Genomic DNA, 19,377 nt, shown 5'->3' with positions numbered 1-19,377 from the left:
CCGGGCATGCTTGGATTGCCGACCATGGCCCACCTTCTGCAGCGCCGCGCCGGTCACCCCGGATCGCGTATCCTCAGCGTCGCCTCGTACCGCCCGCGGACCGAGGTGGGCAACGAACCGATTGCCGCCCTGATCGACTCGAGCGACGAATGGATCCGCCGCCGCTGCGGCATCGAGTCGCGCCGGCGCGCCGCACCCGACGAAGACCTGGTCATGATGGCCACGGCGGCCGCCTCCAAGGCCCTGGCCGGCGCGGGTGTCGATCCCGCCGAGGTCTCGGCCGTCCTGGTGGCGACGATGTCGCACCGAGGCCGCGCGACCACGGCCGCACCCCTGGTGGCCGACGCGCTGGGAGCCACCGAGGCGGCCGCGATGGATCTGGGAGCGGCCTGCGCCGGTTTCCCGTACGCGCTGGCGACCGCCGACGCCCTCGTCCGCAGCGGCGCGGCCGGCTACGTGGTCCTGGTCGGCGCCGAGCGCATGCTCGACATCGTCGACGAACGCGACCGCGGCACAGCGTTCCTCTTCGGCGACGGCGCGGGCGCGGTGGTCGTCGGTCCCTCGCCGACGTGCGACATCGGTCCGGTGGTGTGGGGCGCCGACGGCTCCGGAAGCGAGTTGCTGCGCTACGACGAGGCAGGCATCCTGCGCATGGCCGGTCCCGAGGTCTTCCGCTGGGCGACCGCCGTCGTCCCCGACGCGGCCGGCCGAGCCCTGGACGCGGCCGGCATCTCGGCGGGCGATCTCGCCGCCTTCATCCCCCACCAGGCCAACCTGCGCATCATCACGTCCACCGCCAAGACGCTGGAACTGGGCCCACAGGTGCGGATAGCCACCGACATCACCACGAACGGCAACACCGGGGCGGCCTCCATTCCCCAGGCCATGGCCGCGCTGCCCGGCACCTCGGGTCCGGCTCTGCTCGTCGGTTTCGGGGCCGGCCTTTCGTACGCAGCCCAGGTGATCATTCTGCCCTGACCCCCCGAGACGTGCCGCCGGTGTCACTGTGCTTTCGGCGCAGCGTCCGGCAGACCTGCCTCGACCCGCCACCGGCGCGGGTCGAACTGACCGGAATCCAGAACTCGCGTCAGCATCGCCGCACCGGCGGCAAAGCCGTTCACCAATGCGGCTCCGTTCGTCGCCGGCCGGCTGCTCCCACGGACCTCGTGGATGTTGTGGTCGCTGGAGCACCAGCAGGCCACTTCCACGGCGGCGCTCACGGTGAGTTCCGGGCACCAGCCGACGGTCAGGGTCAGCTCGAGCGAGTCGTGGTCCTGATCGAACACCGTGATCGCCGCGTCGCAGACGATGAGGCAGACACCCGCCCGCGAAGTTCCGGGCGGCGTTTTGTGCTCGGGATACCAGTGCCACCGAATTCGGCCGGCGGCCGCGGGATGGCTCTCGAGATCGCCGGCCAGCCGTCGCAGTTCGGGTTCCGCATCGACACAGCTGCTCGGAAGCACGTCGGACAACGGCACCTGAGCGAGAGAACTGACCGGCCCCGACATGCACACATGGTGGCACGTCGGCCGCAGATGGTTCGCGCGGAAGGATGTGGGCCGGCGGCTCTCCGGCTACTGTCGGCGGCATGTCGAGTCCTGGAGACGTGCCGCCGGCCGTTCTTGACCGGCTGCGATCGATCTGCGCGGTGCTGCCCGAGGCGTACGAGGAGCCGGCCTGGATCGGCATGCGCTGGCGCATTCGTACGCGAACCTTCGTGCACGTGTACTCACCCGATCCCGACCGCTACCCGGTGTACGCCCCGTACGTGACCGACGGCGAAGGGCCGATCGTGATGACGTTCCGTGCTCCCGTCGAAGACCTGCTCGCCCTGACCGGCAACGGATTTCCGTACTTCAAGGCCGACTGGGGCCACAACGTCGTGGGCGCCGTCCTGGGCGAGCACACCGACTGGGCCGAACTCGCCGAGCTGGTCGCCGACAGCTACTGCGAAATGGCTCCGAAGCATTTGGTGGCCGACGTCGTCGCCCAAATACTGGACGGCCCCCCGAGGAATTGATCTGCTCCGCCGATGTCGAAAACTCGGCGCGGTGGGGAAAGCTCACGAATTGCGGAGTGCCGCGACGCCCGCGAACAGGAAGCTGCCCAGAATGATCAGCATCACGCCCGCGCACCAGTACAGTCCGCGGCCGGCTCGCCGGTAATCCTTTCCGCGAACAAGGCGGTGGACAAGGTGAGCGAGGTCGATCGGAATTTCAACAAGAAGAAAGAGAAAGATCACCTGAATCATGGAAGCCCTCCAACTGCGTCTCGCCCGGTACTGACGGACAGAGCATGCAGTCGGGGCGAGCCGCCTCTTCGGGTGACGGGCAGGGTTGAGCCGGAAGGAGTGCGTGCAGGAGTCCGATGCGACCGCCAACCGCGACGGCCGAGACTGCCGCCGCGATGGTCGATCCCGCCGGCGCCCTCACCCGACGAACTGGCCGCGCTCGACCGGGCCGCACGCACCGCTCGACCCCTGGCCTGGCGTGCGCGCGTGCGAGATTCAGCGGCCGGGTCGTCGGGAGCCGGGGCGCCGAGGGCCGCGTGCGGGTCCGGAACGGCGGGGCCGGCTCGGCTGGTCGGACGGGCCGTCGACAGCACCGGGACTGGAGAACGACACCGACGGCGCGGCCGGCCGGGAGGACTGGGGTGGTGGCCATTGCGACGCCGCGATCTGCGCCCCGGTGACCGGCAGCGGGGGTGAGATCTGGTCGAGCAGGCGCTGAGCCAGCGTGGCGTCGATCTCGAGGTCAGCGCTGATGCGCACCTCCGCAGCAGTCGCCAGGTCCACGACGTCGTCGCTGGTGAACGTCCCGACTCCAAGAATGCTCAGTCGCCGGGCGAACTCCTGCACGTTGATCATCTATAGCCTCATCGTCGGTTTCCTGAGAAGCCAGCGTAACCCCGGGCACCGGCCGCCTGTTCCGAGCCCGCCGGTGACCGCCGCCGGAGGCAGGTTTTGAAGGACCGTTACCCGGCGGTCGTGTCCGTACAACCGCTCCGGCCGCACTCGCAGGCGTACGGGAAAGGCGGCAACGCTACCCCGATGTGGCGTTCGTGGGCTGCGATCTGCCGTCGCACGACGTTGTTCTCGTGGCGGCGTCGGGCCGCCAGTTCGGACCCGGGCCTGAGCCGCTCGAAGGGCGCCGTGGCGCTGGTGACGGCCGCCCGTACCACTCCCCCTACGTCGTCCCAGTTGACGTCGGTCGGGACCTCGGCAACCCGGCCCCCCGTCTCCGAGGCGGCCGACCGGAGCCGCTCCCCGATCAGCTGGTCGCGCTCGACCAGGGCCTCGACCCGGGCCCGGGCGGCAGCGTCCCCCGCCACGAGTCGTGCGCGCCGGGCCGCCCGGGTGCGTTCGGCGGTGGTGAGCAGCCAGATCGCCCCGACCGGCGACCACGCTGCCGCGGCGCGCGGGTGGAGTTGCGGGCCTTCGACAAGTGTCGGCACGCCCGCGACCTGGGCGACCCGGACGTCGGCCATCACGGTCGGCAGGCGCAGCGCCGACTCGCGTTCGAAGCCCTCCGCCGCGACCGCCGGGCCTGCGGCCAGCATCTCGTCCAGGGTGGGGCCGAGCGGGCCGAGCCGTTCGTAGTGGTCGTAGGTGTAGGCGTCGATCGGGTGCAGCGCCAGGTCGAGTTCGTGGGCCAGCCGCCGGACGATCGTGGTCTTGCCGGAACCGGGTGTGCCGCCGACCCAGAACATCAGCATGCGGCGGCCTCCCGGATGAGCGCGGCCCGGGTCTCGAGCGGCCCGGCCGGCACTTCGATCAGAGTGAAGCCGGCCTCCCGATAGACCTCCTCGTGGATGCGCTCGAACGCCAGCGACTCCTCGAAATTGATCCGCCGGGCCGCCGTCGGCCGCACGAAGCCCAGGTTCCGCACGAAGAACACCGCCGGCGAATAGAAGTCACGCGCCCGGTCCACCTCGGCCACGAGAGTGGCCGGCGCCGACAGCCCCAAATGACGGCACAGCGCCAGCGTGCACACCGGCGACCGGTCGAAGAAGGTCAGGCCCGGGCCGGTGGCGGACGACCGCCGTCGTTGCAGCGAGACAATGCGGTCGAGGAACGACGCATCACGCCACGGCTCCTCGGTTCCGGTCGCCTGGGACAGGGCGATCACATCGGTCGCGGCCTCCTCGACGACCGCATGGCCGAAAAGTTCCAGGCGCCGCAGGATGGCTGTCTTCCCGGAGCCGGGCGTGCCGGTCAGGATGTGGCGCGCCACACCAGCTCCTCGATCACGTCCACGAAGAAGTCGATGTCGGCGGCCGTGGTGCGCCAGTTGACGATCGCCGGGCGGAGCGCGACCTTCCCGTCGTAGACCGTCGTGCCCGCGTACACACGCCCGTCCGAGATGAGGGCCGCGCCCAGGCGGCGGTTGAAGTCGTCCAGGTCGGAAACGCCCGCCGGCACGGCGCGGAAGCAGACGATGCACAACGGCACGTCGGCCAGGCGCTCCAGCCGAGGCGCGTCGTCGATGCGAGCGGCCAGGTGCCGGGCCAGATCGAGGTGGTGCTCGACCATGGTGCGGTGACCTTCTTTCCCGTACGCGGAAAGGGTCGCCCAGATCGGCAACGCCCGGGCCCGGCGGGACGACTCCGGGCCCAGCAGCCCGTAGCCCGCGCCCGGGTCGCCGGGGCCGGGCAGGTAGGCCGCGCCGGGCATGCCGAACGCGGCACCCAGCCGGGCCGGTTCGCGGATCAGGGCGAAGCCGCTCTCGTACGGGACGTTGAGCCACTTGTGCCCGTCGGCCGCGATCGAGTCGGCCCGCTCGATGCCGTCGACCAGTCCCGCCGTACGCGGTGACAGCGCCGCGAACAGCCCGAACGCCCCGTCCACGTGCAACCACGCCCCGAATTCCTCAGCCAGGTCGGCCAGGTCGGCAATCGGATCGAAGTCGCCGGCGTTGACCTCACCGGCGTTGGCGATGATCACCGCCGGTGCACCGTTCAGAGAGGCCAGGTGCTGCCGCATGCGGTCCAGGTCGACCCGGCCGACGCCGTCGCGGGCGTGCACGCTCACCTGCGAACGGCCGTGCCCGAGCATCTGCAACGCCTTGCGGGCGCTGGCGTGCACGTAGCCGGAGGAGAGCACCGGCATCCGCGGCAGACCGGCCAGGCCGTCCTCAGCCGTGTCCACCCCGTGCCGTGCGCCCCACCAGTGCGTGGCCACGCCGAGCGAGGTGAAGTTGGCGTAGGTCGCGCTCCCCACCAGCGCCCCGCCCCACGTCGAGGGCAGCCCGAACAGCTCGCACAGCCAGCGCAGGGCGACCGTCTCGACCTCGTGCGCGAACGGCGACGACACCTTGGAGAAGGCGTTCTGGTCGAGCAGCGCCGCGGTCCAGTCGGCCGCGAGCGCCGCCGGGGTCACTCCCCCGGTCACGAAGTGGAAGAACCGCGGCCCGGACGACGCGGTGCCGGCCGCCGTCCCGATTCGCAGCAGACGCTCGATCACCTCGGCCGGGTCCGCGCCCTTCTCCGGCAGCGGCCCGCCGAGCTCGTCCAGCAGCGACTGGGCATCAGCATCGAGCACGTGCCGGGAGGAGAGCGACTGCAGATACGGTCCGGCCGCCGCATGTACCTGAGAGAGAAGGTCCATGCGAGCAGCATCTACCGCGGAAGCCACTCCTGCCAGACCGGCCGGTTCGCGTCGAGCCAGCGCCGCGCGGCCTGGTCCGGCGTCTGCTTACCGACGGTGAGGTCGCGGGCCACCGCGTTCTGGTCCTCGTTGGTCCACGAGAAGCGCTTGATCACCTCGGCCGCGGGGCTGCCCGACTCGGCGAAGGCCTTCCGCGCGATCTTGTCGAGGTCGTACGGCTGGTAGTCGCAGGCGACCTTCTTGGGATCGCTGTCGCACCCGGGCGTGTAGCGGGGCAGCGGCACGTGCACCAGCCCGATCTCGGACAGCAGCCACTGCGGCGCGTAGAAGTAGCCGATCAGCGGCTTCTTCTCCAGCTCGGCCCGGCGGAACGTGGCGATCAGCGCGTCCTCGCTGCCCGCGTACACGACCGTGTAATCGAGCTTGAGATTGCGGATGAGGGCGGCGTCGTTGGTCACGAAGGACGGATCACCGGCGAGAAACTGGCCGCGTCGTCCGGAAGCCGGAGTGCGGAACAATTCCGCGTACCTGTTCAGATTCCGCCAGTCGGTGATGTCCGGATGCGCGGCGGCCAGCCACGGCGGCACGTACCAGCCGATCACGCCCCGGTTGCCGGTCAGCCCGAGTTCGACCGCGACCCGCTGGTCGTCGATGTAACGCTTCTTGAGATCGTCGTGCCCCCAGTTCTCCAGGATCACGTCGAGGTCGCCGCGGGCCAGCCCCTGCCACGACGCGTCTTCCGTCAGGTCGCGGGTGACGACGGTGCAGCCGAGTTCCTGGCGAAGAAGGTAGGCGACGACCGCGACGTCGGCCGCATAGCCCGACCAGGGGTTCACCGCGATCCGCACGGTTCCGCAGGAGGCGGCCCGGGACACGCCCGGTGCCGGGACGATCGCGGCCGGCGTGGCTCCACATCCGGCCAGCAGAGCCAAGATCAAGACCGCGTTTCCCGTACGCCACCAGGCCGTCACCATGCCGACCCCGCCGACGCCCGCGCGAGTCGCCGGGTCAGCACCTCCTCGGTCAGGGCCATCAGCACCCCCTTCACCGAGTCGCGGCGGCGCGCGTCGCACTCGATCACCGGCACCCGCGGGTCGATGCCGAGCGCGTCGCGCACCTCGTCCAGCGCGAACCGCCGCGTGTGGTCGAACGCGTTCACCCCGACCAGGAACGGGATGTCGTGGTCCTCGAAATAGTCGACCGCCGCGAAACAGTCCTCGAGCCGGCGCGTGTCGAGCAGCACGATCGCGCCCAGCGCCCCGTCGACCAGGTCGTCCCACAGGAACGCGAACCGGTCCTGCCCCGGCGTCCCGAACAGATAGAGCAGCAGTTCGTCGTCCAGCGTGATGCGACCGAAGTCCAGGGCCACGGTCGTCGTGGTCTTTCCCCGTACGGCCGTGGTGTCGTCGATCCCCACCGACCGCTCGGTGAGCTCGGCCTCGGTCACCAGCGGCTCGATCTCGCTGATGGCCCCGACGAAGGTGGTCTTGCCGACCCCGAACCCGCCGCTGATCACGATCTTGACGGCCACCGGCGACAGCACCGGCTCAGAGCGCGCTGACACGGTCCACGATCCTCTCGATCAACGCGAGCGGGAGCTCGCCGAGCTGGTCCTCGATGCGCAGGTGCCCCTCGTCGACCAGATCGTCGGCCAGCACCCGCACCACGCCGAGCGGCTGCCGCAGCGCCACCGCGACATCGGCCACGGCCTTCGGCTCCCGGCACAGCTCGACGATCCGCCGCGCCTCGAACCGCAGCGGCGCCACCAGCGCGTCCGGGGTGGCGTGCAACAGGGTCTCGACCCGCAGCCCGGCGTGCCGGGGCGTGGTCCGCCCGCCGGTGACCATGAACGGCCGCAGGAACACCTCGTCCCCGCCCACCGCGTCCGCCACCGGCGCTTCCGGCGGTGGGACCGGCGACGAGGGCGGGATCATCCGCGGATCGGGCCCCCAGCGGGAGTTGCCCCTCATGGCCGGAGGTGGCGCCGGGAGTCGGCGATCAGGGCCGGGGTGAGCAGGGCGCCGAACCGCTCGGCCAGCCGCGAGATCTCATAGCCGACCAGGCCGATGTCGCTCTCGGCGCCGGCCACCACCCCCAGGCAGCTGCCGCCGCCCATCACCGACACGAGCAGGAACCCGCGCCGCATCTCGATCATGATCAGTTTCAGGGCCTCGAAGTCGTAGCGCCGGGACGCGCTGCGGGCCACGCTGGCCAGGCTGGACACGATCGCCGCGAGGTGGTCGGCGTCGCCGCGGTCCAGACCGTCCGAGGCCGCGATCAGCAGCCCGTCCGAAGAAACGGCCACAGCGTCCCGTACGCCGTCGGTGTGCTGGACGAAATTGCCGAGCAGCCAGTTGAACTGGTGCCGGTCGGCGGTGGCCTGCACGCTCATCGGTGAGAATCCTCCTGCTCGAGAGTGTCCGCACCCCGGGCCACGCCTCCGCGGAACGCGTCGAGCCGCGACCGCACCTCTTCGGGATCGTCCGCCAGCTCGTCGCCGGGCGGTGGAGCCGGCACCGGGTGGAGCCGGGTCACGCGCGGGGTGCGGGGCGGCCGGCGGGGCAGGCCATTGGGCGTACGGGAGGAGTCGGTCTCGGCAATCGGCGCCGGGCGCTGCTGAGGCAACGCCGGGGCGGTCAGATACTCGACCGAGGCGGGGCGCAGACGCTCCTCGTCCCGGGTGACCGGCCCGGCAACCGGAAGCGCGGGCTCGGCCGCCACCGGCAGCGCGGATCCGGGCGCGCCCGGGAACGCGGGACCGGCCAGCGCGGGCGCCTCGGCGACCAGGGACGCCGGCAGCACCACCCGGGCCGTCACCCCGGTCACCGGCGACGGTGTGAGCACCACCTCGGCGCCCAGGTCGCGGGCCAGCCGGCCGACCACGTAGTGCCCGAGGTAGCGGGCCGGCGCGGTCAGGAAGTCGGCCTCCCCGCGCAACCGCCGGTTGGCCTCGGCCAGGTCGGTCGCGGTCATCCCGATCCCCTGGTCGACCACGGCGATCAGGTACTGCTCCCCGACCAGCCGGCCCTGGATCTCGACGTCGACCTCGGGGGCCGAGAAGGCCAGACCGTTCTCGACCAGCTCGGCCAGCAGGTGCGCCACCGCCGTCGCCCCGGCCCCGGTCAGCCTCGTCTCGTCGACCCGGCGCAGTGTGACCCGGCGGTACTCCTCCACCTCGGACACGGCGGCCCGGATGACGTCCTCGACCGGCACCGGCTCCGACCACGTACGCGGACCGGTCGCCCCGACCAGCACGAGCAGGCTCTCGGCGTTGCGGCGCATGCGGGTGGCCAGGTGGTCGAGCTCGAACAGGTCGGCCAGCCCGGCCGGGTCGGTCTCCTCCCGTTCGAGCCGGGTGATCAGGGCCAGCTGGCGGCGGAGCAGGTTCTGGTGGCGGCGGCCCAGGTCGGCGAGGGATTCGGTGGTGCCGTGCCGCAGTTGCGCCTGCTCGGTGGCCAGGGCGTACGCGGTGGCCTGGACCCGGTCGAGCGCGCCGGCCAGCGAGCGCACCTCGGCCGTGGCGTCGGACGGCGGGACGACGGGCGGCGGGCCGGTTTCGTGGTCGCCGGCGGCCACCCGGCGTACGGCATCGGGAAGGCTCTTGATCGCCAGCTCGTCGGCCTGGGTGGCCAGCCGGGCCAGGGGACGCGCGATCGACCGGGACCCGGCGACGGCCAGACAGGCCGCCCCGGCCAGGCACAACAGCACCAGGGCGCCGAGCCCGCCCATCCGCCGGGCCGCCTGGTCACGCAGCAGCAGCGCGCGGGCTCTGATCACCGAGCCGACGTGCTGCTCCAGGCGCAGCAGGTCGTCCAGCACGGTCGTCAGCGCCGACCACCACGACTGCGGGTTGACCTGCAGGTCCCGGCCGTCGCCGGAGGCCAGCGCGACCCCCTCGAAGTAGCGGACGATCTGCCCGGCGCCGGTGCCGAACACGTAGTCGGCCGACGCGCGCTGGTCGCCGGTGGCATAGCGCACGAACCCGGCCAGGGCCGTGTCCTTGGCCGCCCGCATGGTCACGAACTGCAGAAACTCGCCGGTCCGGAAGCCACCCGCCGAGAAGACGCCGTTGAGGAAGGCGCGTTCCTGGGCCAGGGCCTCCTTGGCGTCACCGAGCGCCTGCAGCACGGCCTGGCCGCGGCGCAGCTCGTCGTCGCCGGAGCTGCCGAGGCCGGTGTCGAGACGGTTCAGGTCGGTGATCCGGCCGGTGTAGAACGCGAACGCGTCGGCCCGGGTGATGGTGCCGGTGTCGGTTCCGGTACGCACACCGGGCAGCGCCTGCAACTCCGGGCCGGCCGCGACCCGGGCCCGGCGGTCGTCGACGCGGGCCCGGGCCGGCCCCAGCTCGGCCCGGAAACTCGCGTTGCCGCCGAGCAGACCGGCCGCCAGACCGCGCTCGTTCTGCAGTTCCTGCACCAGATCCTGCACGGCGAGGGCCCGGGTGACGGCCCCGGCCGAGCTGACGGCCCGGCGGTAGCCGGCCGCCTCGATGGCGACGACCACGGCCAGCAGCAGCAGTGCGGCGACCACCGGCAGTGCGAGCGTCCGCGCCACGCGGCGGCGAATGGTGGTCACGGGAACTCACCCCAGTCGATCTCGACAGGCCGTGTTCGAACGGCGTCGGAACGCTATCGACGGGGGTGAGTAGTAGTCCACGCCCGGAGGCCAAGACAACCCGAAAGAGGAACTCAGACGTACTGATCTGCGCGGCGCAGGTAGACCGCCCACGTGACGCCCACGCAGAGCGCGTAGAAGGCGATGAACGCGATGTACGCCGCGTCCGCCTCCCCGGTGGACAGGAACGACTGCCGGAACGCCAGGTTGACCAGCACGCCGCCGAGCGCCCCGATCGCGCCCGCGATCCCGATCACCGCGCCGGACAGCCGCCGGGCCTCGTGCTCGTCGCCCGGGTGCCGGCGCTTGAAGATGGCCGGGATCATCTTGTACGTCGACCCGTTGCCGATCCCGCTGAACGCGAACAGCGCGATGAACCCGACGAGGTACAGCGGCAGCGACCTCGTCTGCGCGGCCAGCAGCACGACGGCAGCACCGGCGGCCATGGCGATGAAGGTGACGAAGGTGACCTTGGCGCCGCCGAGCCGGTCGGCCATTGCCCCACCGACCGGGCGGATCAGCGAGCCCAGCAGCGGCCCGAGGAAGGTCAGGTAGGCGGCCTTGACCGGCGTGCTGAACACGTCGGCGAACTGCACCTGCAGCACCTGGCCGAACGCGAACCCGAAGCCGATGAACGAGCCGAATGTGCCGATGTAGAGCAGCGACATCACCCAGGTGTGCGGCTCGCGGACGGCGTCACGCATGCCCCGCTTCTCGTTGCGGGCCTGCGACAGGTTGTCCATGGACAACGCCGAGCCCAAGGCGGCCAGCACGATCAGCGGGATGTAGATGCCGGCGACGATGCCGGGGTGGCCCGCGCCGAAGACGGCCAGCACGAACAGGCCGACGAGTTGCACCGCGGCCACGCCGAGGTTGCCGCCGCCCGCGTTGACGCCGAGCGCCCAGCCCTTGAGCCGGTCCGGATAGAACGCGTTGATGTTGGTCATGGACGAGGCGAAGTTGCCACCACCGACCCCGGCCACCGCCGCGATGATCAGCAGCGTCGGGAAGTCGACGCCGGGCCGGATCAAAAAGGCGGCCGCCACTGACGGGACGAGCAGGAGCGCGGCGCTGAAGACGGTCCAATTGCGGCCGCCGAACCGGGCCACGGCGAAGCTGTACGGGATCCGCAGCACCGCCCCGACCAGGGTGGGCACGGCGGTGAGGAGGAACTTGCCGGCCGGGTCGATGCCGTACTCGGGGCCGAGGAACAGCACCAGCACCGACCACAGCGACCACACCGAGAAGCCGATGTGCTCGGAGGTGATCGAGAAGATCAGGTTGCGCCGGGCGATCGGGCCGCCGGTGGTGTCCCAGAACTCGCGGTCCTCGGGCCGCCAGTCGTCGATCCACTTTCCCCGGATTGCGGTCGTGGCGGGTAGCGTGGCGGTCATTCGTCCCCCAGGAGGATCTCGTTGTCGTCGATGCGCACGGGATAGACGGTCAGGTCGGGCTGGCCGCTCAGCGAGCAGCCGGTGGTGAGGTCCCAGGCGTTGAGGTGCAGCGGGCAGATGACCTGCCGGAGGTCGATCTGGCCGTCCGCGAGGGGGCCGCCGCGATGCGGGCAGACGGCCTGCGTAGCGCGGACCGAGCCGTCGCGCAGCCGGAAGACGGCGATCATGCGCCCGTCCACGGCGTAGGTGCGGCCCTCACCGGGCGGGATCTCGTGAATCGAACCGATCGGCCTCATGCCCGCACCGGCACCTGCGGCAGCACGGTCAGCGGCAGCGACGTCCGGAACTGGCCCGGGGTCGCCGGTTCGTCGCGGTCCTTCCACGGGTCACGGTAGGCGGCGACCGAGGCGTCCATGGCCGCGTCCAGGGCGGCTGCGACGCCGTCCTTGTCGTCGACCACGATTTCCCGTACGCGTCCGATCCCGACCCGGGGCACGAACGCGTAGGTCCGTTCCAGCCAGTTCGCGTTCTCGCGGTAGTACTGCAGGAACCGGCCGGTCAGCACGATCACCTCGGCCGCGCTGTCGACCGTGGCCAGCAGGTCTCCCTTGCGCACGTGGGCGCCGGCCGCACCGCCGACATAGATCTCCCACTTGCCGCCGTCGATAGCGACGACCCCGAGATCCTTCACGTACGCCTCGGCGCAGTTACGCGGGCAGCCGGTGACCGCGAGCTTCATCTTCCCGGGCCCCTCGATGCCCTGGAACCGCTCCTCGATCGCGATCCCCAGCGCGGTCGAGTCGCCGACCCCGAATCGGCAGAAGTCCGACCCGACGCACGTCTTGACGGTGCGGAAGCTCTTCCCGTACGCCCATCCGGACGGCATGTCGAGGTCGGCCCAGATCTGTGGCAGTTTCTCCTTGGGCACCCCGAGCAGGTCGATGCGCTGGCCGCCGGTCAGTTTCACCATCGGCACGTCGTGTCTCTCGGCCACTTCGGCGATCCGTCTGAGCTGAGCCGGGGTGGTGACGCCGCCCCTCATCTGCGGCACCACCGAGAACGTGCCGTCGCGCTGAATGTTGGCGTGCACCCGGTCGTTGATGAACCGGGCGTCGCGTTCGTCGACGTAGTCGCCGCCCCACATCATCTTGAGCAGGGAGGCCAGGCCCATCTTGCTCCTGGCATCCTCCTCGCCCCCGAGCGTGGCGAAGACCGACGACACCGACCGGAGCCCGTGCTGCCGGATCGCGTTCATCAGTTCCGGCTTGGGCATCGCGATCCCCGGCACGTAGTACGACGCCGCCGGATCCTCCTCGACGTCGCCGCCCGCCGCCCACTCGACGATCCGCTGCACGATCGGCTTGCAGGTCCCGCAGCCCTTACCGGCCCGGGTCCGGTCCATGACTCCGGATACGGTCCGGCAGCCGGACTTCACCGTGGCGCAGATCGCGCCCTTGCTGACACCGTTGCAGTTGCAGACCTGCTCGTCGTCCGGCATGTCCTCGACCTTGGCCTCGCCCGTCGGACCGCCCAGGTCGAACATCAGCCCGGCCCGCTCCTCGGGCAGCGCCAGGCCCCGGTCGAAGGCCTGCATGAGGAAGGCGACCTTGCTGACGTCGCCGATCAGCGTGGCACCGACCAGCCGCCCGTCGCGGATGATGACGTTCTTGTAGACGCCCTTCCCCGGTTCGGTGAAGGTGAGCGACTCGTCGTCGTCGCGTTCCGGTTCCTTGAGTCCCATCGAGGCCACGTCGACCCCGGCCACTTTGAGCTTCGTCGCGACCTGCGAGCCCTGATACTCCGCGAGCGGGTTCGCGCCGGTCAGGTGATCGGCGAGGACTTTGGCCTGATCCCAGAGCGGGGCGACCAGACCGTAGGTCTCACCACGATGCTGGGCGCACTCCCCCACCGCGTAGATGTCGTCCTCGTCCTGCGCCCGCATCTGGTCGTCGACGACGATGCCCCGCTCCACGACCAGCCCGCTTGCCGCGGCCATCTCGGCGTTGGCCCGGATGCCCGCCGCCACCACGACCACGTCGCACGGAATGACCCGGCCGTCGTCCAGCTTCACGCCGGTCACCGCCTGCTTCCCGAGGATCTCGGTGGTACGGCCGTTGACGACAACCTCGATGCCGAGCCGGGACTCGACGCTCTGCTTGAGCATGCCGCCGGCGACCTCGTTGAGCTGCGCGTTCATCAGGTGTCCGGCGGAGTGGACCAGGGTGACGTGGGACAGGTGGTTCTGCAGCCCCCGGGCGGCCTCGAGACCCAGCAGGCCGCCGCCGATCACCACGGCGCGCTCGTGCTCGCGGGCGTACCGGATCATCGCCCGGGTGTCGTCGAGCGTGCGGAACGCGAACACGCCCTGGTGATAGCCGCGTCCGGGCCGGTGGATCCCGGCGATCGGCGGCACGAACGCCCGGCTGCCGGTGGCGATGATCAGCTTGTCGTACCCGGCCTCGGTGCCGTCGGCCGCATATACCCGCTGGGCGAACCGGTCGATGCGCTCGATCCGGGTGCCGGTGTGCAGCGTGATGCCGTGGTCGGCGTACCAGGAAAGGTCGTTGAGGAAGATGCCGGACTCGTCCTCCACGCCGGCCAGGACGTTGGAGAGCATGATCCGGTTGTAGTTGCCGTACGGCTCGTCGCCGAACATCGTGATGGCGAAGTCGCCGCCGCGGGCCAGGATCTCCTCGACCGTGCGGGCGCCGGCCATGCCGTTGCCGATGACCACCAGATTGCGGGGCATCAGGTCTCCGCTCCTCTCTCGTGCCGGGTGATGGCGACCGCGCACGCCTTGAACGCGGGCATCCGGGAATGCGGGTCCAGCGCCGGATCGGTCAGCGCGTTGGCGCCGGGCCAGTGGAAGGGGGCGAAGACGGTGTCCGGGCGGATCCCGTCGGTGAGCCGGGCCCGCAGCACCGCGGTGCCCCGGCGGCTGCGCAGCTCGACCAGGTCGCCGTCGGCGATGCCGTGCCGGCGGGCCAGGTCGGGGTGGATCTCGGCGCGGGCCTCGGGCAGCGCCGCCGTGAGCGTCCTGACCCGCCGGGTCTGGTTGCCGCTCTGGTACTGCTGCATGTTGCGGCCGGTCGTGAGCACGTACGGGAAAGCCTGGTCGGGCATCTCGGCCGGGTCGCGGTGGACCACGGCTCGCATGGCGGCGCGGCCGTCCTTCGTGGGAAAACTGTGCTCGAAGAGCCGAGGCGTGCCGGGGTGGTCCTCGGTGGGGCAGGGCCAGAAGACGCCGTCCTCCTTCTCGATCCGCTCGTACGTGATTCCGGCGTAGTCGGCGATCCCGCCGGCGCTGGCCCGGCGCAGCTCCTCGAAGACCGTGCGCGGGTCGCTGGACTCCTCGCGGCCGAGGCGGCGGGACAGCTCGGCCAGCATCTCCAGGTCTGTCCGCACGCCGGGCGGCGGTGGCAGCGCGCGGCGACGGCGGATCACCCGGCCCTCGAGGTTGGTCATCGTGCCCTCCTCCTCGGCCCACTGGGCGGTCGGGAGCACGACGTCGGCCAGCTCGGCCGTCTCGGAAAGGAAAATGTCGCTGACCACGAGGAAGTCGAGAGCCCGGAGCTTGCGCCGGATGTGGTTGCTGTGCGGCGCGCTCACCGCGATGTTGCTGGCCAGCACGATCAGCACCCGCAGGGCGTCGTCGGTGAGCATCTCGTACGCGCTTTTACCCGGACCGGGCAGCTCGTCCGGGTCGACGCCCCACACACTCGCGACGTGGGCCCGGGCCGCCGGGTCGTCGAGCTTGCGGTAGCCGGGCAGTTGGTCGGCCTTCTGCCCGTGCTCGCGGCCGCCCTGCCCGTTGCCCTGGCCGGTGATGGTCCCGTACCCGGAGAAGGGTCTTCCCACGAGTCCGAGGGCCAGCGCCAGGTTGAGGTAGGCCTGGGCCGTATCGGTGCCGTTGCTGTGCTGCTCGGCACCGCGGGCGGTGAGGATCATCGCCGGGCCCTGGGTGGCGATCAGGCGCACGGTCTCCCGCAGCCGGTTCTCCGGCACACCGGTCATCCGCTCGACCCGATCGGGCCAGTACGAGTTGCAGGCGCTCCGGACCGCGTCGAAGCCCGTGGTGCGGTCGCGGACATAGTCCTCGTCCACGTAGCCCTCGCGGATCGCGATGTGCAGCAGGCCGTTGGCCAGGGCCAGATCGGTGCCGGGCAACGGTTGCAGATGCAGGTGGGCGCCGGCGGCCGTCGCGGTGCGGCGCGGGTCGACGACGATGTGGCGGGCGCCGTCCTCGCGGCCCGCGTCCAGATACTGCATGCTCGGCGGCATCGCGTCGGCCGGGTTCGCGCCGGCCAGCAGCACGGTCCGGGCGCGGGCGACGTCCTCGAGCGGGAACGGCAGGCCCCGGTCGATGCCCAGGGTCCGGTTGGCCGCGGTGGCGGCGCTCGACATGCAGAACCGGCCGTTGTAGTCGATCGACGCGCTCTTCAGCGAGACCCGGACGAACTTTCCCAGCGCGTACGCCTTCTCGTTGGTGAGACCGCCGCCGCCGAACGCGCCGGCACTGTCCCGCCCGTAGGTCCGCTGGGCCTTCTCGATCTGCTCGACGATCAGGTCGAAGGTCTCGTCCCAGGTCGCCTCGCGGAACGGGCTGGTGCGATCGCCGGGCTCCGTGCGCACGAGCGGGGTGAGCAGCCGGTCCGGGTGGTCGAGCAGTTCGGCCGCGGTGAAACCCTTGGCGCAGAGCCCGCCCTTGTTGACCGGGAAGTCGCGCGGCTCGAGCTTTCTCTCCGGGGTCAGGGTCATGCCGCACTGCAACGCGCAGTAGGGGCAATGCGTATCGGTCGCCGTCACACCCCAGATGCTTGGCGGCGATTGTTTTGCGACGTCGCCGTCGCCGTTGCATCGGCGTACGGAAATTCCTACAAACGAGCGGAGGCCGTTGTGAGAAAGCGCCGCGCGACCAGATCGGTGACGGCCGGATCGAGGCACAGCGGCGGGGTCACGTGGTCGGCGCCCGCCTTACGCAGGCTGCGATAGAACAGGCCGTCGGCCAGCAGGTAGGCCGCGATCGCGACGCTCCGCGCGCCCTGCCGCCGCCGATCGGCCGCGACGTCGGCCACCCGCGGGCCGGGCCCGGAGACATAGCCCACGCTCGCTCCCAGCCGGACGGCCAGCGACTCCACGTCGGCCCGCCACAGCGGGTCGGACGAGCCGGCGGCGGCCAGCACCACGGCGTCGGCGTCCGGCGGGAGGTGCCGGATCAGGCTCTCCAGCAGCACGTCGTCGGGGCCGAGAGGCGCGGTGACCGGGATGCCGGTGCCGGCGACAGCGTCGGCGATATCGACGCGGACGTGGTGGCCGGCCGACAACAGCAGCGGGACCACGACAGCGTCGGGAACGGCCCGGACGACGTCGGCGACCCTCGGCTGTTGCACGTCGACGTAACCGAGGCGGACGTCGATGCCGCGGGCCGCGACCCGGGCGACCAGGTCGCGGATCTGCGCCTGACCGGCCGGGCTGCGGGTGCCGTGGGCGACGGCGATCAGCGTGGGCATTCGTCGTCCAGTCGAAGCCGGTAACCCCGCTTGATGACGGTCTCGATGTGCCGGCTGGAACCGAGGGCGGTGCGCAGCCGGGCCACGGCCACGTCGACCGCGTGGCCGTCGTTGCCCCGGGGCAGGGCGGCGATCAGCTGGTCCTTGCTGACGACCACACCGGGCCGGACCGCGAGGGAGGCCAGGATGGCCATCGCCGCCGGGGCCAGGGAATGCGCGACGCCGTCGATCAGGACGGCGTGGCCGCGCAACTCGAGGGTCGTGCCGGCCACCCGCAGCCGTACCGCCCGGCGGGGCAACTCGTCGGTCACCGTCCGGATCAGCGCGCCCAGCCGGTAGCGCTCGGGCATCACGACCGGGATCCCGCGACCGGTCAGCGGGCCCGCGGTGACCGGACCGACGCAGGCGGCCAGGACCTGCCCCGAGGCGAGCCGGTCGAGCACGCCGGGCTGGGCCGTGCCGGCCACGCTCAGGAACGCCTTCGCGGCCGGGGCGCTGGTGAACGTCACCGCGTCGATCTGACCGGAGACGATCTGGTCGGCCAGACGGCGTACGGGGGAAAGATCGTGGGGAAGTACCCACCGGTAGACCGGCACCTCGACCACCGCCGCGCCCGCACCGCGCAGGGCGGCCACGAACTCGGCCTGCGGCTCGCCGTGCTCCTGCACCACGACGCGCAGGCCGGCGATGCCCTCGGCCAGCAGCCGCTCGAGGATCTCGTCGGACGACTCGGTCGGGGCGGCCCACTCCTCGGTGAGCCCGGCGGCCCGGATCGCCCCGCACGGCTTGGGCCCGCGGGCGATGATGCGGGCCCGGCCCAGAACCGCGCGCAGCTCGTCGCCCTGGCCCCAGCCCTCGGCCGCCTCCAGCCAGCCCCGGAAGCCGAACCCGGTGGTGGCCACGACCAGGTCGGGTGCCAGGCCGATGCAGGCCGAGGTGGCGGCGTGCAGGGCGTCGTCGTCGGCGAGCGGGACGATCGTGATCGCCGACGCGGTGACCACCCGGGCTCCCCGGCGGGCGAGCAGCGCGGCCATCTCGTCGCGGCGCCGCTCGGCGGTCACGGCGACGGTGAAACCCGTCAGCACACCCTCGGTCATGCCGGTCAGGGTTCCCACGGCGGGTTTCGGCGAGGTCGTCGTCGTGTTTCCGGGCCGATAAGCCGACGTCACTTCCGGCTAGCGGCCGTCGTGCTCGTCCACGATCCGGCGGACGGCGGCCAGCAGGTGGAACACCTCGATCCGGCCGTCCAGGAAGCCCATCCGGTAGTCGGCGCCGGTGGCCGGGTGCCCGGCCCGCAGGTGATCGCGCCGGCCCGCTATGCCGTCGGCCCGCCCGGTGTCGTACGCGAGGATCTCGTCATCCATCAGCGCTTGTCGTCCATCGCCTTGCGGATCGCGGCGATCAGCTCGGCCTCGAACGCGGCCAGCTGCCCGTCGTTGAGACCCACCCGGTAGTCGGCGTCGCCGGTCCGCGCGAGGTCCTTGCGCCCGGCGACACCGTCGGCGCGGCCTTCGTCGTACGCCCGCAGGGCGAAGTCCGCGCTGTCCATGCCGTCCTCCTCGAACGCTTCTGCCGCGCGTTCGAGCGCCGACACCGCGAACCAATCTCACACGCCGGCCCCTCTTTTCCCACCGGCCGATTCGCCGACCCCGTTTTCCTAAAGTCCCAGGTCAAGTCGACAACCAGGCAATATTGCAAGTCACAGAATCACGCTCCGCGATGGAGTGGTGACCATTCGTGGATTGTTAATATGCCCGCGTGAATATCCTCGACGGCCCCTCGGTGGTCCGCCACCCTGAGCGGCACACGGCCGGCATCCGGCTGGTCACCGGTTTCCGGGGCATGTTCGCGGTGCGCGACCAGCTGATGAAGGAGCTGTACGCCTGGCTCGACGACCGCGGTATTTCCCATGGCGAGACCTTCCTGCGCCTGCACGTGGTCGCCATGGAGAGCGACATGGAGATCGAGGTCGGCGTCCTGCTGGACAAGCCGCTGGACGGCGACGGGCGAGTGACCGCGGGCGTCCTGCCGGCCGGCGACTACGCGACTCTGCGGTTCATCGGAAACACGCGGCGGGGCAGCGGCGAGCTGCTGAACTGGATCCGCGCCGGAGACCGCCGGATGGACGTCGACGAGAATCCGGCGGGCGACCGGTTCGGGGCGCGTTACGAGATGTATCTGACCGATCCGCGAACCGAGCGCATGAAGACGCGCTGGCAGATCGAGATCGGCATCCGCCTCGAACGTTGAATCA

The 19,377-nt window shown here is 71.2% G+C and carries 22 protein-coding genes; 3 read left to right on the top strand and 19 right to left on the bottom strand.

Annotation, left to right across the window (positions count from 1 at the left end; translation table 11 throughout):
- Positions 1-24: 24 nt before the first annotated feature.
- Positions 25-978 carry a beta-ketoacyl-ACP synthase 3 gene (locus KOI35_RS17080; RefSeq protein WP_246613247.1) on the top strand — a complete coding sequence of 318 codons (954 nt, stop codon included), beginning with the start codon at positions 25-27 and terminating at the stop codon, positions 976-978.
- Between the two features lie 23 nt (positions 979-1,001).
- Here KOI35_RS17080 and KOI35_RS17075 read toward each other — a convergent pair whose 3' ends face one another.
- On the bottom strand, positions 1,002-1,508 hold the full coding sequence (locus KOI35_RS17075; RefSeq protein ID WP_215788443.1) for a hypothetical protein: 507 nt from the start codon (positions 1,506-1,508) through the stop codon (positions 1,002-1,004).
- An 80-nt stretch (positions 1,509-1,588) separates the two neighbouring features.
- Here KOI35_RS17075 and KOI35_RS17070 point away from each other — a divergent pair, with 80 nt between their 5' ends.
- Positions 1,589-2,020, top strand: coding sequence for an MmcQ/YjbR family DNA-binding protein (locus KOI35_RS17070; protein WP_215788442.1), 432 nt, complete (start codon positions 1,589-1,591; stop codon positions 2,018-2,020).
- A gap of 42 nt (positions 2,021-2,062) precedes the next feature.
- On the opposite strand, the gene KOI35_RS17065 is transcribed toward KOI35_RS17070, so the two are convergent.
- The 18 genes from KOI35_RS17065 to KOI35_RS16980 form a co-directional block, all read right to left on the bottom strand.
- Positions 2,063-2,251 (bottom strand): hypothetical protein, encoded by a 189-nt coding sequence (locus tag KOI35_RS17065; RefSeq protein WP_215788441.1) that lies wholly within the window; start codon positions 2,249-2,251, stop codon positions 2,063-2,065.
- Positions 2,252-2,506: 255 nt separating this feature from the next.
- The gene (locus KOI35_RS17060) at positions 2,507-2,866 is read right to left on the bottom strand and encodes a hypothetical protein (protein WP_215788440.1); all 360 of its coding nucleotides are present in this window, start codon (positions 2,864-2,866) and stop codon (positions 2,507-2,509) included.
- Positions 2,867-2,973: 107 nt separating this feature from the next.
- Positions 2,974-3,714: a DEAD/DEAH box helicase family protein gene (locus tag KOI35_RS17055; protein WP_215788439.1), complete on the bottom strand. Its 741-nt coding sequence runs from the start codon at positions 3,712-3,714 to the stop codon at positions 2,974-2,976.
- Positions 3,708-4,232 carry an AAA family ATPase gene (locus KOI35_RS17050; RefSeq protein WP_215788438.1) on the bottom strand — a complete coding sequence of 175 codons (525 nt, stop codon included), beginning with the start codon at positions 4,230-4,232 and terminating at the stop codon, positions 3,708-3,710. Before KOI35_RS17050 ends, KOI35_RS17055 begins: the two co-directional genes overlap by 7 nt.
- On the bottom strand, positions 4,214-5,605 hold the full coding sequence (locus KOI35_RS17045) for a pyridoxal phosphate-dependent decarboxylase family protein (protein ID WP_215788437.1): 1,392 nt from the start codon (positions 5,603-5,605) through the stop codon (positions 4,214-4,216). The genes KOI35_RS17050 and KOI35_RS17045 overlap by 19 nt, the downstream gene beginning before the upstream one ends.
- An 11-nt stretch (positions 5,606-5,616) precedes the next feature.
- Positions 5,617-6,579 carry an ABC transporter substrate-binding protein gene (locus KOI35_RS17040; RefSeq protein WP_215788436.1) on the bottom strand — a complete coding sequence of 321 codons (963 nt, stop codon included), beginning with the start codon at positions 6,577-6,579 and terminating at the stop codon, positions 5,617-5,619.
- Positions 6,573-7,169 carry a GTP-binding protein gene (locus KOI35_RS17035; protein ID WP_215788435.1) on the bottom strand — a complete coding sequence of 199 codons (597 nt, stop codon included), beginning with the start codon at positions 7,167-7,169 and terminating at the stop codon, positions 6,573-6,575. Before KOI35_RS17035 ends, KOI35_RS17040 begins: the two co-directional genes overlap by 7 nt.
- Complete coding sequence (locus KOI35_RS17030) at positions 7,153-7,575, bottom strand: DUF742 domain-containing protein (protein ID WP_215788434.1); 423 nt, start codon at positions 7,573-7,575, stop codon at positions 7,153-7,155. The genes KOI35_RS17035 and KOI35_RS17030 overlap by 17 nt, the downstream gene beginning before the upstream one ends.
- Complete coding sequence (locus KOI35_RS17025; protein WP_215788433.1) at positions 7,572-7,997, bottom strand: roadblock/LC7 domain-containing protein; 426 nt, start codon at positions 7,995-7,997, stop codon at positions 7,572-7,574. The genes KOI35_RS17030 and KOI35_RS17025 overlap by 4 nt, the downstream gene beginning before the upstream one ends.
- On the bottom strand, positions 7,994-10,180 hold the full coding sequence (locus tag KOI35_RS17020) for a sensor histidine kinase (protein ID WP_215788432.1): 2,187 nt from the start codon (positions 10,178-10,180) through the stop codon (positions 7,994-7,996). Before KOI35_RS17020 ends, KOI35_RS17025 begins: the two co-directional genes overlap by 4 nt.
- A gap of 113 nt (positions 10,181-10,293) precedes the next feature.
- A complete protein-coding gene (locus KOI35_RS17015) occupies positions 10,294-11,613 on the bottom strand; it encodes a nitrate/nitrite transporter (protein WP_215788431.1) in 1,320 nt (439 codons plus the stop codon).
- Positions 11,610-11,909: a Rieske (2Fe-2S) protein gene (locus tag KOI35_RS17010; RefSeq protein WP_215788430.1), complete on the bottom strand. Its 300-nt coding sequence runs from the start codon at positions 11,907-11,909 to the stop codon at positions 11,610-11,612. The genes KOI35_RS17015 and KOI35_RS17010 overlap by 4 nt, the downstream gene beginning before the upstream one ends.
- Positions 11,906-14,362 carry a nitrite reductase large subunit NirB gene (gene nirB, locus KOI35_RS17005; protein WP_215788429.1) on the bottom strand — a complete coding sequence of 819 codons (2,457 nt, stop codon included), beginning with the start codon at positions 14,360-14,362 and terminating at the stop codon, positions 11,906-11,908. Before nirB ends, KOI35_RS17010 begins: the two co-directional genes overlap by 4 nt.
- Entirely contained in the window at positions 14,362-16,419 is a 2,058-nt protein-coding gene (locus KOI35_RS17000; protein ID WP_215788428.1) for a molybdopterin oxidoreductase family protein, read from the bottom strand. The genes nirB and KOI35_RS17000 overlap by 1 nt, the downstream gene beginning before the upstream one ends.
- A 68-nt stretch (positions 16,420-16,487) precedes the next feature.
- On the bottom strand, positions 16,488-17,123 hold the full coding sequence (locus tag KOI35_RS16995; protein WP_215788427.1) for a sirohydrochlorin chelatase: 636 nt from the start codon (positions 17,121-17,123) through the stop codon (positions 16,488-16,490).
- Positions 17,111-18,220, bottom strand: coding sequence for a uroporphyrinogen-III synthase (locus KOI35_RS16990; RefSeq protein WP_215788426.1), 1,110 nt, complete (start codon positions 18,218-18,220; stop codon positions 17,111-17,113). The genes KOI35_RS16995 and KOI35_RS16990 overlap by 13 nt, the downstream gene beginning before the upstream one ends.
- 78 nt (positions 18,221-18,298) lie before the next feature.
- Positions 18,299-18,487: a hypothetical protein gene (locus tag KOI35_RS16985; protein ID WP_215788425.1), complete on the bottom strand. Its 189-nt coding sequence runs from the start codon at positions 18,485-18,487 to the stop codon at positions 18,299-18,301.
- Positions 18,487-18,672, bottom strand: coding sequence for a hypothetical protein (locus tag KOI35_RS16980; RefSeq protein ID WP_215788424.1), 186 nt, complete (start codon positions 18,670-18,672; stop codon positions 18,487-18,489). Before KOI35_RS16980 ends, KOI35_RS16985 begins: the two co-directional genes overlap by 1 nt.
- Before the next feature lie 209 nt (positions 18,673-18,881).
- Between KOI35_RS16980 and KOI35_RS16975 the strand changes: the two genes are divergently transcribed.
- Positions 18,882-19,373: a GyrI-like domain-containing protein gene (locus KOI35_RS16975; protein WP_215788423.1), complete on the top strand. Its 492-nt coding sequence runs from the start codon at positions 18,882-18,884 to the stop codon at positions 19,371-19,373.
- Positions 19,374-19,377: the final 4 nt, after the last annotated feature.

It is taken from the genome of Paractinoplanes bogorensis, from assembly GCF_018829635.1.
Taxonomy (GTDB): Bacteria; Actinomycetota; Actinomycetes; order Mycobacteriales; family Micromonosporaceae; genus Actinoplanes; species Actinoplanes bogorensis.
Note: the sequence above shows the minus strand (reverse complement) of the source record. Positions and strands in the feature narration are given on the sequence as shown.

Coding starts and splice junctions, on each gene's coding strand:
- KOI35_RS16980 (WP_215788424.1), bottom strand. CDS start 18,672: ATGGACAGCGCGGACTTCGCCCTGCGGGCGTACGACGAAGGCCGCGCC.
- KOI35_RS17040 (WP_215788436.1), bottom strand. CDS start 6,579: ATGGTGACGGCCTGGTGGCGTACGGGAAACGCGGTCTTGATCTTGGCT.
- KOI35_RS17045 (WP_215788437.1), bottom strand. CDS start 5,605: ATGGACCTTCTCTCTCAGGTACATGCGGCGGCCGGACCGTATCTGCAG.
- KOI35_RS17055 (WP_215788439.1), bottom strand. CDS start 3,714: ATGCTGATGTTCTGGGTCGGCGGCACACCCGGTTCCGGCAAGACCACG.
- KOI35_RS16985 (WP_215788425.1), bottom strand. CDS start 18,487: ATGGATGACGAGATCCTCGCGTACGACACCGGGCGGGCCGACGGCATA.
- KOI35_RS17070 (WP_215788442.1), top strand. CDS start 1,589: ATGTCGAGTCCTGGAGACGTGCCGCCGGCCGTTCTTGACCGGCTGCGA.
- KOI35_RS17065 (WP_215788441.1), bottom strand. CDS start 2,251: ATGATTCAGGTGATCTTTCTCTTTCTTCTTGTTGAAATTCCGATCGAC.
- nirB (WP_215788429.1), bottom strand. CDS start 14,362: ATGCCCCGCAATCTGGTGGTCATCGGCAACGGCATGGCCGGCGCCCGC.
- KOI35_RS17060 (WP_215788440.1), bottom strand. CDS start 2,866: ATGATCAACGTGCAGGAGTTCGCCCGGCGACTGAGCATTCTTGGAGTC.
- KOI35_RS17080 (WP_246613247.1), top strand. CDS start 25: ATGGCCCACCTTCTGCAGCGCCGCGCCGGTCACCCCGGATCGCGTATC.
- KOI35_RS17015 (WP_215788431.1), bottom strand. CDS start 11,613: ATGACCGCCACGCTACCCGCCACGACCGCAATCCGGGGAAAGTGGATC.
- KOI35_RS17030 (WP_215788434.1), bottom strand. CDS start 7,575: ATGAGGGGCAACTCCCGCTGGGGGCCCGATCCGCGGATGATCCCGCCC.
- KOI35_RS16990 (WP_215788426.1), bottom strand. CDS start 18,220: ATGACCGAGGGTGTGCTGACGGGTTTCACCGTCGCCGTGACCGCCGAG.
- KOI35_RS17010 (WP_215788430.1), bottom strand. CDS start 11,909: ATGAGGCCGATCGGTTCGATTCACGAGATCCCGCCCGGTGAGGGCCGC.
- KOI35_RS16995 (WP_215788427.1), bottom strand. CDS start 17,123: ATGCCCACGCTGATCGCCGTCGCCCACGGCACCCGCAGCCCGGCCGGT.
- KOI35_RS17075 (WP_215788443.1), bottom strand. CDS start 1,508: ATGTCGGGGCCGGTCAGTTCTCTCGCTCAGGTGCCGTTGTCCGACGTG.
- KOI35_RS17025 (WP_215788433.1), bottom strand. CDS start 7,997: ATGAGCGTGCAGGCCACCGCCGACCGGCACCAGTTCAACTGGCTGCTC.